The organism is Pseudomonas inefficax (assembly GCF_032164165.1).
GTDB classification, from domain to species: domain Bacteria; phylum Pseudomonadota; class Gammaproteobacteria; order Pseudomonadales; family Pseudomonadaceae; genus Aquipseudomonas; species Aquipseudomonas inefficax.
The window spans coordinates 2,660,810-2,676,286 of the sequence record NZ_CP134401.1 but is presented as its reverse complement, the minus strand read 5'-3'; the positions used below and the strand labels follow the sequence as shown (position 1 = coordinate 2,676,286).

General features: G+C 62.6%; 15 protein-coding genes. 7 read left to right on the top strand and 8 right to left on the bottom strand.

Going from position 1 to position 15,477, the window contains the following annotated elements; all coding sequences use genetic code 11:
- Positions 1–78: 78 nt before the first annotated feature.
- Both trpB and trpA read left to right on the top strand, forming a co-directional pair.
- On the top strand, positions 79–1,296 hold the full coding sequence (gene trpB / locus RIN61_RS11990; protein WP_112251694.1) for a tryptophan synthase subunit beta: 1,218 nt from the start codon (positions 79–81) through the stop codon (positions 1,294–1,296).
- Positions 1,293–2,102, top strand: coding sequence for a tryptophan synthase subunit alpha (gene trpA, locus RIN61_RS11985; protein ID WP_313857322.1), 810 nt, complete (start codon positions 1,293–1,295; stop codon positions 2,100–2,102). The genes trpB and trpA overlap by 4 nt, the downstream gene beginning before the upstream one ends.
- A gap of 119 nt (positions 2,103–2,221) precedes the next feature.
- Here the strand turns inward: trpA and RIN61_RS11980 are convergent, their stop codons facing one another.
- Positions 2,222–2,554: a DOPA 4,5-dioxygenase family protein gene (locus tag RIN61_RS11980; protein ID WP_313857320.1), complete on the bottom strand. Its 333-nt coding sequence runs from the start codon at positions 2,552–2,554 to the stop codon at positions 2,222–2,224.
- 52 nt (positions 2,555–2,606) lie between these two features.
- Here RIN61_RS11980 and RIN61_RS11975 point away from each other — a divergent pair, with 52 nt between their 5' ends.
- Positions 2,607–3,224: an NAD(P)-dependent oxidoreductase gene (locus RIN61_RS11975; protein ID WP_313857318.1), complete on the top strand. Its 618-nt coding sequence runs from the start codon at positions 2,607–2,609 to the stop codon at positions 3,222–3,224.
- Between the two features lie 81 nt (positions 3,225–3,305).
- Here RIN61_RS11975 and RIN61_RS11970 read toward each other — a convergent pair whose 3' ends face one another.
- Positions 3,306–4,277: an IS110 family RNA-guided transposase gene (locus RIN61_RS11970; RefSeq protein WP_207880112.1), complete on the bottom strand. Its 972-nt coding sequence runs from the start codon at positions 4,275–4,277 to the stop codon at positions 3,306–3,308.
- A gap of 283 nt (positions 4,278–4,560) precedes the next feature.
- Positions 4,561–5,460, bottom strand: a complete 900-nt coding sequence (locus RIN61_RS11965; protein ID WP_252379135.1) for a choline sulfate utilization transcriptional regulator — start codon at positions 5,458–5,460, stop codon at positions 4,561–4,563.
- A 108-nt stretch (positions 5,461–5,568) separates the two neighbouring features.
- On the opposite strand from RIN61_RS11965, the gene betC reads away from it, so the two are divergent.
- From betC to RIN61_RS11950, 3 genes are all read left to right on the top strand, one after another.
- Positions 5,569–7,086 (top strand): choline-sulfatase, encoded by a 1,518-nt coding sequence (gene betC, locus RIN61_RS11960; protein WP_313857314.1) that lies wholly within the window; start codon positions 5,569–5,571, stop codon positions 7,084–7,086.
- A 14-nt stretch (positions 7,087–7,100) separates the two neighbouring features.
- A complete protein-coding gene (choX, locus tag RIN61_RS11955; RefSeq protein ID WP_112251688.1) occupies positions 7,101–8,030 on the top strand; it encodes a choline ABC transporter substrate-binding protein in 930 nt (309 codons plus the stop codon).
- Positions 8,031–8,145: 115 nt separating this feature from the next.
- Positions 8,146–9,711: a SulP family inorganic anion transporter gene (locus RIN61_RS11950; protein WP_313857312.1), complete on the top strand. Its 1,566-nt coding sequence runs from the start codon at positions 8,146–8,148 to the stop codon at positions 9,709–9,711.
- 140 nt (positions 9,712–9,851) lie between these two features.
- Here RIN61_RS11950 and aroE read toward each other — a convergent pair whose 3' ends face one another.
- Complete coding sequence (aroE, locus tag RIN61_RS11945; protein ID WP_112251686.1) at positions 9,852–10,676, bottom strand: shikimate dehydrogenase; 825 nt, start codon at positions 10,674–10,676, stop codon at positions 9,852–9,854.
- A 25-nt stretch (positions 10,677–10,701) separates the two neighbouring features.
- Positions 10,702–11,613, bottom strand: coding sequence for an oxygen-dependent coproporphyrinogen oxidase (gene hemF / locus RIN61_RS11940; protein WP_112251685.1), 912 nt, complete (start codon positions 11,611–11,613; stop codon positions 10,702–10,704).
- Between the two features lie 134 nt (positions 11,614–11,747).
- Here hemF and RIN61_RS11935 point away from each other — a divergent pair, with 134 nt between their 5' ends.
- Positions 11,748–12,725, top strand: coding sequence for an NADPH:quinone reductase (locus RIN61_RS11935; RefSeq protein ID WP_313857309.1), 978 nt, complete (start codon positions 11,748–11,750; stop codon positions 12,723–12,725).
- A gap of 157 nt (positions 12,726–12,882) precedes the next feature.
- Here RIN61_RS11935 and RIN61_RS11930 read toward each other — a convergent pair whose 3' ends face one another.
- From RIN61_RS11930 to dprA, 3 genes are all read right to left on the bottom strand, one after another.
- Positions 12,883–13,194 carry a hypothetical protein gene (locus RIN61_RS11930; RefSeq protein ID WP_112251758.1) on the bottom strand — a complete coding sequence of 104 codons (312 nt, stop codon included), beginning with the start codon at positions 13,192–13,194 and terminating at the stop codon, positions 12,883–12,885.
- Positions 13,195–13,635: 441 nt separating this feature from the next.
- Positions 13,636–14,193: an L-threonylcarbamoyladenylate synthase type 1 TsaC gene (locus tag RIN61_RS11925; RefSeq protein ID WP_023660948.1), complete on the bottom strand. Its 558-nt coding sequence runs from the start codon at positions 14,191–14,193 to the stop codon at positions 13,636–13,638.
- A gap of 42 nt (positions 14,194–14,235) precedes the next feature.
- A complete protein-coding gene (dprA, locus tag RIN61_RS11920; protein ID WP_112251683.1) occupies positions 14,236–15,333 on the bottom strand; it encodes a DNA-processing protein DprA in 1,098 nt (365 codons plus the stop codon).
- Positions 15,334–15,477: the final 144 nt, after the last annotated feature.

Sequence of the window (15,477 nt, the reverse complement as noted above, 5' to 3'; positions counted from 1 at the left end):
ATCTTATCGGTTTTCAGCAGGGCTTGCCGTGGTTAGAGTAAAGCCCATCACTTGTTCATTACGCCCTGGAGCGCCCCGATGACCCAGTCCCAATACCGTCCCGGCCCTGACGCCAATGGCCTGTTCGGCTCGTTCGGCGGCCGCTACGTGGCCGAAACCCTGATGCCACTGGTGCTGGACCTGGCCCGCGAATACGAAGCGGCCAAGGCAGACCCCAAGTTCCTCGAAGACCTGGCCTACTTCCAGCGCGACTACATCGGCCGCCCCAACCCGCTGTACTTCGCCGAGCGCCTGACCGAGCACTGCGGCGGCGCGAAGATTTTCTTCAAGCGTGAAGAACTCAACCACACCGGCGCGCACAAGGTGAACAACTGCATCGGCCAGGTGCTGCTGGCCAAGCGCATGGGCAAGAAGCGCCTGATTGCCGAAACCGGCGCCGGCATGCACGGCGTGGCCACCGCCACCGTCGCTGCCCGCTTCGGCCTGCCTTGCGTGATCTACATGGGCGCCACCGACATCGAGCGCCAGCAGGCCAACGTGTTCCGCATGAAGCTGCTGGGTGCCGAGATCGTCCCGGTCACCGCCGGCACCGGCACCCTGAAGGACGCCATGAACGAGGCCCTGCGCGACTGGGTCACCAACGTCGAAGACACCTTCTACCTGATCGGCACCGTGGCCGGCCCGCACCCGTACCCGGCCATGGTCCGCGACTTCCAGTCGATCATTGGCAAGGAAACCCGCGCCCAGCTGCAAGAGAAGGAAGGCCGCCTGCCAGACAGCCTGGTTGCCTGCGTCGGTGGTGGCTCCAACGCCATGGGCCTGTTCCATGAGTTCCTCGAAGAGCCAAGCGTACAGATCATCGGCGTCGAAGCCGGTGGCCATGGCGTGCACACCGACAAGCACGCCGCCAGCCTGAACGGCGGCGTACCGGGCGTGCTGCACGGCAACCGCACCTACCTGCTGCAGGACGAAGACGGCCAGATCACCGACGCCCACTCGATTTCCGCCGGCCTGGACTACCCGGGCATCGGCCCGGAACACGCCTACCTGCACGAAGTGAAGCGCGTGGAATACGTCAGCATCACTGACGACGAGGCGTTGGACGCGTTCCATGCCTGCTGCCGACTGGAAGGCATCATCCCGGCACTGGAAAGCTCCCACGCCCTGGCCGAAGCGATCAAGCGCGCACCGAAGCTGCCCAAGGACCACCTGATGGTGATCTGCCTGTCGGGCCGTGGTGACAAAGACATGCAAACCGTCATGAGCCACATGGCCGCCCAGGAGAAACAGGCATGAGCCGTCTTGAACAACGTTTCGCCGAGTTGAAAGCCGAAGGCCGCTCGGCACTGGTCACCTTCGTCACCGCGGGCGACCCAGGCTATGACGCCTCGCTGCAGCTCCTCAAGGGCCTGCCGGCTGCAGGTGCCGACGTGATCGAACTGGGCATGCCGTTCACCGACCCGATGGCCGATGGCGTGGCGATCCAGCTGGCCACCCTGCGCGCCCTGGAGGCTGGCCAGACCTTGGCCAAGACCCTGCAGATGGTTCGCGAATTCCGTGTGGATAACCAGACCACGCCGATCGTGCTGATGGGTTACTACAACCCGATCCACCGCTTTGGCGTGGAAAAGTTCGTGGCCGAAGCCAAGCAAGCGGGTGTCGATGGCCTGATCATCGTCGACCTGCCGCCAGAGCACGACGCCGAACTGGCGACCCCGGCCCAGGCCGCGGGTATCGACTTCATCCGCCTGACCACCCCGACCACCGACGACGCGCGCCTGCCGCGGGTGCTGGAGCGCAGCTCCGGGTTCGTCTACTACGTATCGGTGGCCGGTGTGACCGGCGCTGGCTCGGCGACCACCGAGCACGTGACCGAAGCCATTGCCCGCCTGCGTCGGCATACCGATCTGCCGATCAGCGTTGGTTTCGGCATTCGTACGCCGGAGCAGGCTGCGGCCATTGCCCGCCTGTCGGACGGCGTGGTGGTGGGCTCGGCGCTGGTCGACAAGATTGCCCAGGCCAAGAGTGCCGAGCAGGCAGTCAACGATGTATTGAGCCTGTGCTCGGCACTGGCTGAAGGGGTGCGCGGCGCTCGTCGCTGAACCGCGTCGCCTGCTTCGCGGGTAAACCCGCTCCCACAGGTTTTTCACAGTTTTCAGTATCTGTGAAATCCTGTGGGAGCGGGTTCACCCGCGAATAGGCCGGCACAGGCTATGCAGCTCTACCCCCCAAAAATCGACAGATCCAGCGGCCGCATAGCCCCCATCCAGATCGCATGATCACGATGGTCCGCCAGTTCATCCCCGGTCAACGGGTGCATGAACACCACCAACCCCTTCCGATACAACGCTAACCACGGCAACACCACCCCCACCACCTCTGGCCCGAACGCCAGCTGGCAGCTCCAGTCCGGATGCGGCCCCACCGGTTTCTGGTGCATGCGCCCCATGGTCACGGGAAACAGCCGCGCCGCCTCCTCACACAGTTCACGGGCCTGGTCCATGGTTTCTGCGTCGTAGTAAACGTGGGCGTGGTAACCCTTGATCCTCTGCACGATAACTCCTGATTGCGGTCCAACCATCACCGCCTGCAAAGGGAGTGATGCAGTGAAAAACGCCGAAACCCCAGTGTTCAAACTGGTCCTGTTCGGGCCTGAAAGCAGCCTGGGCAATGCCTTGATGGTAGAGCTGCTGTCGCGCCAGCACGAAGTCACCGCCGTGGTCGACGACCTCAACCGCCATGCGCCGCGCCCCGGCCTGCATTTCAAGATAGGCGGGCTGGGCGATGCTGACCAGGCGGAGCAGGGCGCGGCAGGCGGGTCAGCTGTAATAGCCTTGTTGTCGACGCTGGCGTCGGGCGATCTGCCCGCGCAAGCTCGCATGAGCGAGGCGCTGGTGGCGGGGCTGAAGCGTACGACTATACGCCGGCTGTTGTTGGTGGGCGATTTCGATGTGCTGGATGAGCCGGGCAAGTACAGCGAGGTGGAGCGGGAGTGTGTGGACCATGTGGTCGATGGGTTGCAGCGCAGTGCCTTGCACTGGACGTTGATCAATGCGCCGCAGGAACTGGCCGGGTTGGGGATGGAGCATTTTCGCAGTACCGAGGGCACGCTTGAGCCGGGATTGGCTGAGCCGTTGCGGCACCTGGCCAGGGTCGCGGCGGGGATGGTGGATATGCTGGAGCTGGACTTGCACCGGGGCGAGCATCTGAACTTCGTGGTCTAGATTGCCGGGGCTGCTGCGCAGCCCATCGCGACACAAGGCCGCTCCTACACGGGCCGGCCTTTGTAGATACCGTCTTGACCCTCACCCCGCAAGAGCGATTTGAGGGTCAAACGGTTTGCCGGATTTCACTACGCCATACACCAGGTGCAAAAGCTTACGCATAGCAGCGCAGACTATCTGCTTGTAGGCTTTACGCCGATTGCTCAAACGCTCTGCCAGTGCCTTCACGACCGGGTTGTATCTGATCGAGACAGTGCCTGGCATCCACAAGCCGGCGCGCAATCTTGGGGCTCCTGTACGGGAAATGGTCGATTGGCCAATCTTCTCTCCCGATTGATGGATCATCGGGTTGAGGCCTGCAAACGCAACCATGGCTGACGGGCTTTCGTACTTCAGCGGATCACCCAGTTCTGCAAGGATCAGCGCGGCCGTGGTGTCTCCCAGGCCATCAATCGACGTAATCAGTTCTCGTCGCTGGCGCAGGTCTGGATCGTCATCGATCGTCTGCTCAATAGCCTTACGGGTTTTCGCTATTTCTTCGCTGATGTGCCCAATTACAGCTCTGATCGATTCCTGGACAGCGATCTGCGACACATCCAGACGGTTCTGCTCCATCTGCTGCATCTCTTTCAGGTCGTCCAGACGCCGCACCAAGGCCCGCAAGCGCCGCTGAGCTGGCGGCTCAGGCTTCCACTGACGAAGCAAATCTTTTTTCTGCTGACCGTAAGCAGCAATAACCTTGGCATCAGCCTTATCAGTTTTGACGCGTCGAAGGTCCGCTCCGGCAAACTTGGCAATCACGGCGGGATTCAGAATACACACCCGGTAACCCTTGGCATGAAAGCACTCAGCAAGCGCTTCGTGATAAGTGCCAGTGGCCTCCATGATAACCCAGGCACGTGGTTCGGCATGTTGCTCAAGCCAGGTTGCGAATTGCTCAAAACCACTCGGATTATTGGCCAGCTTGGCTTTGGTACGGACTTTCCCATTGGGAAGTGGAGTTGCAATATCGAAAGATCGCTTGGCTACATCGACGCCAACAACAACAGACATGATCTTCTCCCTCAGACAACGAAGTTTCGATCACCCAGCACTCGGTTCAACCTTGCGAATGCGTGCTCACGCCGGGGGGCGGCACTAGATACCGTTCGAACTGTTCGAGTGGGGGTGGAGGGCCAGAGCGTTATCTACAATACGGGCTCGATGCCCTTGGAGCGGCTCCGCTTCATGACCCTCCCTCGATGATCAGTCGAGAACTTTCGCCTCTTGTGAGGCGAAAGTCGAGATACAAGGAGCGGCCTTGTGTCGCGATGGGCCGCAAAGCGGCCCGAAAATCTCAAAGGCTGCGCTCTTGCTCCAACCAATCCACAAACCGCTCGATCAACGCCCCACGCCGCTTGCGTGGCGGCAACACCACGTAATACCCACGCGCCGAGCGCAAACTCCCCTCAAGCGGCCGGCATAGCAACCCTTGCTCCACCAACCCATCCACCAGATGTCCCCAACCGATAGCCACTCCCTGCCCAGCGATCGCCGCCTGGATCAGCAACGTATAGTTATCGAACCGCAACTGCCCCGGCGGCGGCGGGCTGGCCACGCCAAACCCGCGAAACACGCCCGCCCAGTCAAACCAGCGGCTAGCCTGCTCGCCCTTCAAGTGCAGCAAGGGCAACCGTTGCAAAGCCACGGCTGACAAGGGTTTGCTATGAGTCAGCCGGGGGCTGCACACCGGGAAAACCTCCTCATCGAATAGCCAACGGCTCTCGCCCTGGTGAAAGCGCCCGTCGCCAAACAGCACAGCAACATCAATGTCCGGCCGCAACATGCCCTGGCTACGCTCACCCGTCACCAGGCTAACATCCACCTGTGGATAAGCCTCGTGAAAACGCTGCAGCCGTGGCATCAGCCAGAACGCCGCAAAAGCGAAGTCGGTAGCCACCTGCAGCACTTCGCGCTGACCCCGCCCACTGGCCTGGGCGATACCGTCCTCCATGGCCTGCAGGCCTTGATGAACCTGTTCGAACAGCACCTGGCCAGCCTCGGTCAGCTCGATACCCCGGTAAATGCGGTCGAACAGCCGCGTGCCCAGCTGTGCCTCCAGCCTTTTGACTTGCTGGCTTACCGCTGGCTGCGTGGTCCCCAGCTCCAGCGCCGCAGCGGTAAAGCCACGCAACCGTGCGGCGGCCTCGAACACGCGCAATGTATCCAGCGACAACTTGGCAAGGTGCTCAAACATAAGCAGGGCTAATCCCAGTCATTGCCCGCCATGGGCTTTACCCATGTTATCCACAGTTGCATCTTGATAGGCAAGCGGTCCGCATAACCTTCAAAGATGGAAGCCACCATGACGCGCCCGAATATCCTGTTCATCATGGCCGACCAGATGGCCGCACCCTTGCTGCCGATCTACGCCTCTTCACCGATCCAGATGCCGCACCTGAGCCGCCTTGCCGAACAGGCGGTGGTGTTCGACTCGGCCTACTGCAACAGCCCGTTGTGCGCCCCCTCGCGCTTCACCCTGGTCAGCGGTCAGTTGCCCAGTCGCATCGGCGCCTACGACAACGCCGCCGACTTCCCAGCCGACGTACCGACGTACGCCCATTACCTGCGCCGCCTGGGTTACCGCACCGCGCTTTCGGGCAAGATGCACTTCTGCGGCCCGGACCAGCTGCACGGCTACGAAGAACGACTGACCAGCGATATCTACCCAGCCGACTATGGCTGGACGGTGAATTGGGATGAGCCCAACGTGCGCCCGAGCTGGTACCACAACATGTCCTCAGTGCTGCAGGCAGGCCCGTGCGTGCGTACCAACCAGCTGGATTTCGACGAGGAAGTGGTCTTCAAGGCGCGCCAGTACCTGTACGACCATGTGCGCGAAAACGATGGCCGGCCGTTCTGCCTGACCGTGTCGATGACCCACCCGCACGACCCTTACACCATCCCCAAGCGCTACTGGGATCGCTACGAGGGTGTGGATATCCCCATGCCCCGCGCCGAATTCAGCCAGGCAGAACTCGACCCGCACTCGCAGCGCCTGTTGAAAGTCTACGACTTGTGGAACAAGCCGCTGCCTGTGGACAAAATCCGCGATGCCCGCCGTGCCTACTTCGGCGCCTGCAGCTACATCGACGACAACATCGGCCTGCTACTGCAGACCCTGGAGGAATGCAACCTGGCCGACGACACTCTGATCGTGTTCTCCGGAGACCACGGCGACATGCTTGGCGAACGTGGCCTCTGGTACAAGATGCACTGGTTCGAGATGTCGGCGCGGGTGCCGCTGCTGGTGCACGCGCCGAAACGCTACGCGCCAGCCCGGGTCAGCGCCTCGGTGTCTACCTGCGACCTGCTGCCAACCCTGGTCGAACTGGCTGGCGGCGCTGTGGATAACCACCTGCACCTCGATGGCCGCTCGCTGATCGGCCACCTGCAAGGGCAGGGCGGGCATGACGAGGTGATCGGCGAGTACATGGCCGAAGGTACCGTCGGCCCGCTGATGATGATCCGCCGCGGGCCCTACAAGTTCGTGTACAGCGAAGACGACCCATGCCTACTCTATGACCTGAGCCGCGACCCGCACGAGCGGGAGAACCTCACCGGCAGCCCGGAGCACCAGGCGCTGCTGCAGGCATTTGTCGATGAAGCACAGCAGCGCTGGGATATCCCCAGCCTGCGCCAGCAGGTTCTGGCCAGCCAGCGGCGCCGCCGCCTGGTGGCCGAGGCGCTGGCCATCGGCAAGCTGAGAAGCTGGGACCACCAACCGCTGGTGGATGCCAGCCAACAGTACATGCGCAACCACATCGATCTCGACGACCTCGAGCGCAAGGCACGTTATCCACAGCCCGCACCCCTGGATTGAGAAAAGAGGCCGCCATGCACAAGTTCTCCGCCGCCGTGTTCGCCCTGGCCCTGAGCCTCGGTACCGCCACGGCTCACGCCGCCGACAGCGACGCGCAATGCACCACCGTGAAAATGGCCGACCCCGGCTGGAGCGACATCGCCACGACCAACGCCTTGGCCCGCCTGCTGCTGGAAAGCCTGGGTTACCAGGTGAAAATCGACAGCCTGGCCGTGCCGATCATCTACGGCGGCCTCAAGGATGGCCGCGTCGATGCCTTCCTCGGCAACTGGATGCCGGCACAGCAGGGCTTTCATGACAAGTTCATCGCCAATGGCGATGTGCAGCAGCTCTCGCGCAACCTGGAAGGAACCGAGTTCACCTTGGCGGTGCCCGACTATGTGTGGCATGCCGGGGTGAAGGATTTCGCCGATTTGCAGAAGCACGCCGACCAGTTCGACAAGAAGCTGTACGGGATCGGCTCCGGGGCACCGGCCAACCTGTCGTTGAAGGAAATCATCGACAAGAATGAATTCAACCTTGGACAGTGGAAACTGGTGGAGTCCAGCGAGCAGGCGATGCTGGCGCAGGTTGACCGGGCGGTGAAGAAACAGCAGTTCATCACCTTCCTCGGCTGGACCCCGCACCCGATGAACGTGAAGCTGAAGATGCATTACCTGACCGGCGGGGAGAAATGGTTTGGCAGCAAGGGCGAGGTGTATACCCTGACCCGCAAGGGTTATCCACAAGCCTGCCCGAATGCGGCGAAGCTGTTGGGGAACCTGAAGTTCACCCTGGACATGGAAAACAGCATCATGGCCGAGGTTGTGGACAAGAAGATCAGCTTCGATGATGCGGCAAAGGCTTGGCTGAAGGCGCACCCCGAGGTGCTGGAAGGGTGGTTGGCCGGGGTTACCACCAAAAGTGGCGGGGATGCGAGCGAAGCAGTAAAAACCAAGCTGTAAACCGATCCTGTGGGAGCGGGTTCACCCGCGAATGCGTCGGTAGCCTCACTGTCGCATTCGCGGGTGAACCCGCTCCCACGGGGGGACAGTGCACCTTCGGAAATCTGGATATCTCATGCATCGCCTCACTCACCTGCTGCCCTTCCTTTCCTGGCTCCCCCGCCAATCGGGCCGCAGCCTGCGCCAGGACCTGCTGGTGGGTCTGAGCGGTGCCATCCTCGCTCTGCCGCAATCCATCGCCTACGCCCTGATCGCCGGCCTGCCCGCCGAATACGGCCTGTACGCCGCCATCGTGCCAGTGCTGATCGCCTGCCTGTGGGGCTCGTCCTGGCACCTGATATGCGGCCCGACCGCCGCCATCTCCATCGTCCTCTACGCCAGCATCAGCCCGCTGGCCGTGGCCGGCAGCGCCGACTACGTCACCCTGGTACTGCTACTGACCTTCCTCGGCGGCATCTTCCAGTTGCTGCTCGGGCTTTTGCGGTTCGGCGCACTGGTCAACTTCGTCTCCCATTCGGTGGTGCTTGGCTTTACCTTGGGCGCCGCTGTCGTCATTGCCCTGGGCCAGCTACCCAACCTGCTGGGCATGGACCTGCCAAGCCAGGCCACGGCGTTGAAGAGCGTACAGGACCTGGCCAACCATGCCGGCGAGGTCGACCTGCCTTCCTTGATTCTGGGCCTGATCACAGTGCTGATCGGCGTGGCCTTCAAGCTCTGGCGCCCACGCTGGCCTAGCCTGTTGATAAGCCTGATTCTGGTCAGCCTTCTGGCCTGGCTGCTGCCTGGGTTCTTTGGTCATGTGCCGCGAGTGCCGGCATTCACCGGCCAGCTGCCACCCTTCAGTCCGCTGCCCTTGCTGGATGTGGAACTGATCCTGCGCCTGTTACCGAGCGCCGTCGCGGTGGGCATGCTCGGGCTGGTCACCAGCCTGTCGATTGCCCGCTCGTTGTCCGCACGTTCGGAGCAGTTGATCGACGCTGACCAGGAGATACGCGCACAGGGCTTGTCGAACATTGTCGGTGCGTTTTTCTCCGGTTACCTGTCTTCCGGCTCCTTCACCCGCTCAGGGCTGAGCTACGACGCTGGCGCCCGCTCGCCCATGGCCGGGGTTTTCTCGGCGCTGTGGGTGGCGGTGTTCGCCGTTGCCGGGGCCGGGCTGATCGCGCACCTGCCGATCCCGGCCATGGCCGGCAGCATCTTGCTGATCTGCTGGGGATTGGTGGACCACCGGGGCATTCGTGCGCTGTTTCGGGTCAGTCGCTCGGAGTTCCTGGTGATGGCCCTGACGGCGGCAGCGACCTTGTTGCTGGAGCTGCAGACGGCGATCTATGCCGGAGTGCTGGCATCGCTGTTCTTCTATCTGAAGCGCACCTCGCGCCCCCGGGTGCAGCAGAGCCGTGAAGGGGAGGCGGATGTGCTGCGGGTGGGCGGGTCGATCTTCTTTGGCGCGGCGCATTATCTGCAGGTGCGCTTGCAGCGCTGCCAAGGGCCGCATGTGGTGATCGATGCGCGGCAGGTGAATTTTATCGATTACTCGGGGGTGGATATGTTGCACCGCGAGGCGCGGCGGTTGCGGCGGGCGGGGGGGAGCCTGACGCTGCACCGGGCAAGGCCGCAGGTGATCGAGGAATTACAGAAGCTGGAGGGGGTGGAGCTTTGTCCGATCCGGTTTGAAGAGTGATATTGGGCTGAGATTGGGGCTGCTGCGCAGCCCATCGCGACACAAGGCCGCTCCTACACCGACCGCGCTATGCATGCTGACGCGGTCCCCTGTAGGAGCGGCCTTGTGTCGCGATGGGCCGCAAAGCGGCCCCGACAATCTCAGCCGCGAGCCAGCTGCCGGCGCAACTCTGCCAAAACCGGCGCCGTATCCGGCCGTACCCCACGCCAGATAAAGAACGCCTCAGCCGCCTGCTCAGCCAGCATCCCCAAGCCATCCAGCACCTTCACCGCCCCCAGCTTCTCGGCCCACTGGCAAAACGGCGTAAGCTCCTTGCCATACATCATGTCATAGCAAACCGTGCGCCCCGCCTCGACCAGGCTGTCGGCAATAGGCGGCAATTCCCCGGCCAGGCTCGCCGAGGTGGCATTGATGATCACATCCACCGGCTCCTGCAACCAGGCAAACCCGCTGGCTACCACCGGCCCCAGCTCATCGAACTCACGCGCCAGCTGCTCAGCCTTTTCCACGGTCCGGTTGGCAATCACCAGCGACTGCGGCTTGTGCGCCAGGATCGGCTCCAGCACGCCACGCACCGCGCCACCAGCACCCAGGATCAGAATACGTTTGCCCGCCAGCTCGACCCCGGCATTCACCGTCAGGTCGCGCACCAGGCCAGCGCCATCGGTGTTGTCGCCCTGCAGAGTGCCATCGGCCAGCTTGCTCAGCGTGTTCACTGCACCCGCGCGCTGGGCACGCGGGGTCAGGCTGTCACACAGGCGGTAAGCTTCTTCCTTGAACGGCACGGTGACGTTGCCGCCGCTGCCTTGCTTGAAGAAACCGCGCGCGCAGTCGCTGAATTCGTCCAGTGGCGCCAGCAGCGTCCTGTACTCCAGGTCCTGGCCGGTCTGCTCGGCAAACAGGCGATGGATCAACGGCGATTTGCTGTGGCCGATGGGGTTACCAAAAACAACGTACTGGTCCATGACGGCTCCTTGGTTATCCACAGGCTTACTGACCGAGCCAGTCGCGGTCCTGCAGGAAGTACTCGGTAAGGCGCGCTTCTTCGCTACCAGGCGCGGCCTTCCAGTCGTAGCCCCAGCGCACCTGCGGCGGCAGCGACATGAGGATGGACTCGGTGCGGCCACCGGACTGCAGGCCGAACAGGGTGCCACGGTCGTAGACCAGATTGAACTCCACGTAGCGGCCACGGCGGTATTCCTGGAACTCGCGCTGCTGCGGGGTGTAAGGGGTGCCCTTGCGACGCTGGATGATCGGCAGGTAGGCGTTGATGTAGGCATCGCCGATTGCGCGGATGAAGGCGAAGCAGGTGTCGAAGTCCCATTCGTTCAGGTCATCGAAGAACAGGCCACCGATACCGCGTGGCTCGCCGCGGTGCTTGAGGTGGAAATAGCGGTCGCACCAGGCCTTGTAGCGCGGGTACACGTCGGCGCCGAACGGCGCGCATGCCTGCTCGGCCACACGGTGCCAGTGGATGCAGTCTTCTTCATTGCCGTAGTACGGGGTGAGGTCGAAGCCGCCGCCGAACCACCAGACAGCCTCTTCACCTTCCTTTTCGGCGATGAAGAAGCGCACGTTGGCGTGAGAAGTGGGTACATGCGGGTTGTGCGGGTGGATCACCAGCGACACACCCAGGGCCTCGAAGCCACGGCCCGCCAGCTCGGGGCGGTGAGCACTGGCAGAGGGTGGCAAGCCTGCACCGAACACGTGGGAGAAGTTGACCCCGCCTTTCTCGATCACTTTGCCATCACCGATCACCCGCGTGCGGCCCCCGCCACCGGCTTCGCGCACCCAGGCGTCCTCGACGAAGCGGGCACCGCCGTCTTCGGTTTCGAGGGCAGAGCAGATGCGGTCTTGCAGGTCGAGCAGGTAGGCTTTCACGGCCTCGGTGCGGCTAGTCATCGGGTCACCAGGAACGGGCAGGGAAGAATTCGCCGGGTAGCATACCACCGCCAGCCCGCGCGCCGCAGTTGACGGCGATCAAGCAAAGGCGTCCGATAGAAGGCCTTTCCCGACCCATACGACAGGAGTGCGAGATGGCCAAGCGTATCCAGTTCAGCCAGCATGGCGGCCCGGAAGTGCTGCAGTTTGTGGAGTTCGAACCAGCCCCGCCAGGGCCACAGCAGGTACGTGTGCGGAACCATGCGATCGGTCTGAACTTCATTGATACCTACTTCCGCAGCGGGCTGTATGCGCCGCCGTCCCTGCCTTCGGGGCTGGGTACCGAAGCGGCGGGTGTGGTCGAGGCGGTTGGCGAGGGCGTAACCCGGCTGAAAGTGGGTGACCGCGTGGCTCATGCCGGTGGCCCGTTGGGCGCATATAGCGAGGTACATACGCTGCCGGAAGCCAACCTGGTGAAGCTGCCCGACAACATCAGCTTCGAGCAGGCGGCGGCGGTGATGCTCAAGGGTTTGACCGTGCAGTACCTGCTGAAGCAGACCTATGAGGTGAAGGCGGGTGACGTGATCCTGTTTCACGCAGCAGCTGGCGGCGTGGGTTCGTTGGCGTGCCAATGGGCCAAGGCCTTGGGCGCCAAGCTGATCGGGACCGTGAGCTCTGCCGAGAAGGCCGAGCGGGCCAAGGCGCTGGGGGCGTGGGCGACAATCGACTACAGCCATGAAGATGTGGCCAAGCGGGTGCTGGAACTGACCGACGGCAAGAAATGCCCGGTGGTGTATGACGGCGTAGGTGCCGATACCTGGCTGACCTCGCTGGACTGCCTGCAGCCGCGTGGGTTGATGGTGAGCTTTGGTAATGCCTCGGGGGCAGTGAGCGGGGTGAACCTGGGGATTCTGGCGCAGAAGGGCTCGTTGTATGTGACCCGGCCCACGTTGGCGACCTATGCCAACAATGCCGAGAATACCCAGGCCATGGCCGATGACCTGTTTGCGATGATTGGCAGCGGCAAGCTGGTTGTGGATATCCAGCAGCGGTATCCGCTGAGTGAGGTGGCCAAGGCACAGGCGGAGCTGTCGGCGCGCAGGACTGTGGGGTCGACTGTACTGATCCCCTGAGCCCACTCCCACAGGTTCCCAAGAACTGGGGCCAATCACTTTACCTGTGGGAGCGGGTTTACCCGCGAAGAAGACACCGCGGTGCATGGCACCGGCTTTGCCGGTGTTCGCGGGTGAACCCGCTCCCACAGGTACTGCGTCGGCCTTGAACAGGGCGCTATGCCTGTGGAGGGCGGCTTGTTGGTATCGACTCGATACCATCGAGAATCGCCTCCACCAATCCCTCCGCAAGTTCAATGGAATGCAGGCTCGACCAATACATGCCACGGCCTTCTTCGCGCAGGTACTCAAGGGCTTTCGAGCCCGTTTCGTAGGCGCCTCGCAGATACAGAGCTACATGAACCAAGGCGTCCTCGGCGGAAATGTTCGGGTTTACGGTGAACAGCGGTTCGTGGCCGGCATCGCAGCGGCCGAAGGGGCGAGTAGAGGTGCAGGGAAGCGGTGGATCGGGGACTATTTTCTTCATCATTGGAAAATGCTCCTCATTGCCGCCACCAATCACTACCACGTGAATGGGTGGCGACTGTACGCGAGGTGGTAGACCCGGGCATTTTCCAATCCAGGCAGGCTCGAAAGCCTCCCACGCACAGTCACCATAGACTGCCATGGAAAAAATGCATCCGGGCTACCACACCCGATCGCCAAGTTATTCGGCGATGGGTGAAGCCTAGGGGCACTGGTTCCCACTGAGAAGGTGATGGCAGAGGACGCGGCTCGTAGGATATTTCCCAAGCCGCAAGCTGGACAGCCCTTCGAGACAAAATCAGAAAAATCTGCGGGGACTTGGCCCTGACCTGTGGGAGCGGGCATGCCCGCGAACACGGGCGAAGCCCGTGCCAGGCACCGCGTTGGATTCTTCGCGGGCTCGCCCGCTCCCACAGGAGGTCCCGGAAAGGCCTGTGGATATGTATCAGCCCGGGCGAACGACTTCGCCTGTGGCCAGGTTGCGAATCACACTCGGGTTCTTCCTTCCACCCAAGGCCCCACCCAACACCAGATCCAGCTGACCATGGAAGTACTGCTCCACCCGCAACCGGGTCTTCGCCGCCGGGCGCCCGCCAGGGTTGCACGAGGTGGAAATCAACGGCCCGACCAACGCGCACAGCTCACGCACCACCGGGTGGTCACTGACCCGCAGCGCCACGGTGTCATGCTCGCCGGTCACCCACTCAGGCAACAGGTCCTGGTGCGGCACCAGCCAGGTATTCGGCCCCGGCCAGGTGCTGCCCATGCGGTCGATCCAGTCTTCGGGGAAGTCCTCGAACAAAAAGTCGAACTGGCGGATGTTGTCGGCGACCAGAATCAGCCCTTTATCCACAGGCCGCGACTTAAGCGCCAGCAGGCGATACACCGCGTCCTCGTTCCACGGGTCACAGCCCAGGCCCCAGACCGCTTCCGTCGGGTAGGCGATCACCGCGCCCGCCCGGATCTCACGTGCGGCTTGTTGCACACGAAAACTGCTCACCATTTCTGTCACTCCGCCTATAAACCTTGCTTGTGAGCAGTGTACTTAGCCCGCGCGGGCAAACCAACGCCCGGCTTCGTTGCTGACCCGGCCTTGCAGCTCCAATTCGGTCAGTTGCGCCAGCACCTCGGCCAAGGGCAGCTCGCTGCAGTGGGCCAGGCTTTCGCTGGTTTGTGGCGCAGCATGCAGCAAGGCGAGCAGAGGATGGTCGAATTTGTCCACAACCGCAGGTGGCAGGTTCTGCCAGCCCTGCAGGCTTTCCAGGATCTGCTCCACGCTCTCCACCAACAGCGCGCCGTCACGGATCAACTGGTGGCACCCCTTGGCCCCAGGGTGGTGAATGGAGCCCGGTATGGCATACACCTCGCGGCCTTGCTCGGCAGCCAGGCGTGCGGTAATCAGCGAACCACTGGCCAGGCTGGCCTCGACCACCAGCACGCCCAGCGACAGGCCACTGATGATGCGATTGCGCCGCGGGAAGTTGCCAGGCAGCGGCCCGGCATCCAGCGGGTACTCGGAAACCAGCGCGCTGCCATTGTCGATCATCGCTTGCGCAAGCGACTTGTGGCGCTGTGGATAAAGTTTTTGCAACCCCGTGCCGAGTACGCCAATCGTGCCCCCACCAGCCTGCAATGCGGCCCGATGAGCGGCACCATCGATGCCCACAGCCAAGCCGCTGGTAATTGTGAAGCCGGCCTGCGCCAGGTAGCGGGAAAATGCCGCAGCGGTATCGAGCGCCGGGGGTGAAGCACGCCTGCTGCCCACAATTGCCAGTTGTGGGCGCTCGAGCAAGGCCGGGTCGCCTGCGACGAAAAGCAGCGGAGGGGCATCGTCGATTTCCGCCAATAGTGGCGGGTAGCCAGGGCTGTCCCACATCAGTAAATACTGGCCCGGGCGCTCTAGCCAGGCCATTGCGGCCAATGCACCCTCACGTACTTCGGCACTGCGCCGGGCATCTATGGTGGCCTGTGGTATGCCCAATGCGCGCCAGGCGCCGGCCGGAGCACACAGCGCCGATGAGGCACTGCCAAAGGCCCCCAGCAAGGTGTTAAAGCGACGCAATCCTGTCTCCGGCAGCCGGTGCAGACGTAATCTCGCCTCCAGTTCGGCAGGTGGAAGAGGCGACGAATGGTAGGTTTGCATGGGGATCATCCTTGATCGAAACGGGGCCAGCAACGTGGCACAAACTGTGGATAACTTTGTTGATAACGCTTTGACAACCTGTCCATCGAATGGGCTATAAGCTGGCCCTGAAAACCCTAGACGAGCTTTCGCAGGTGCTGAAAT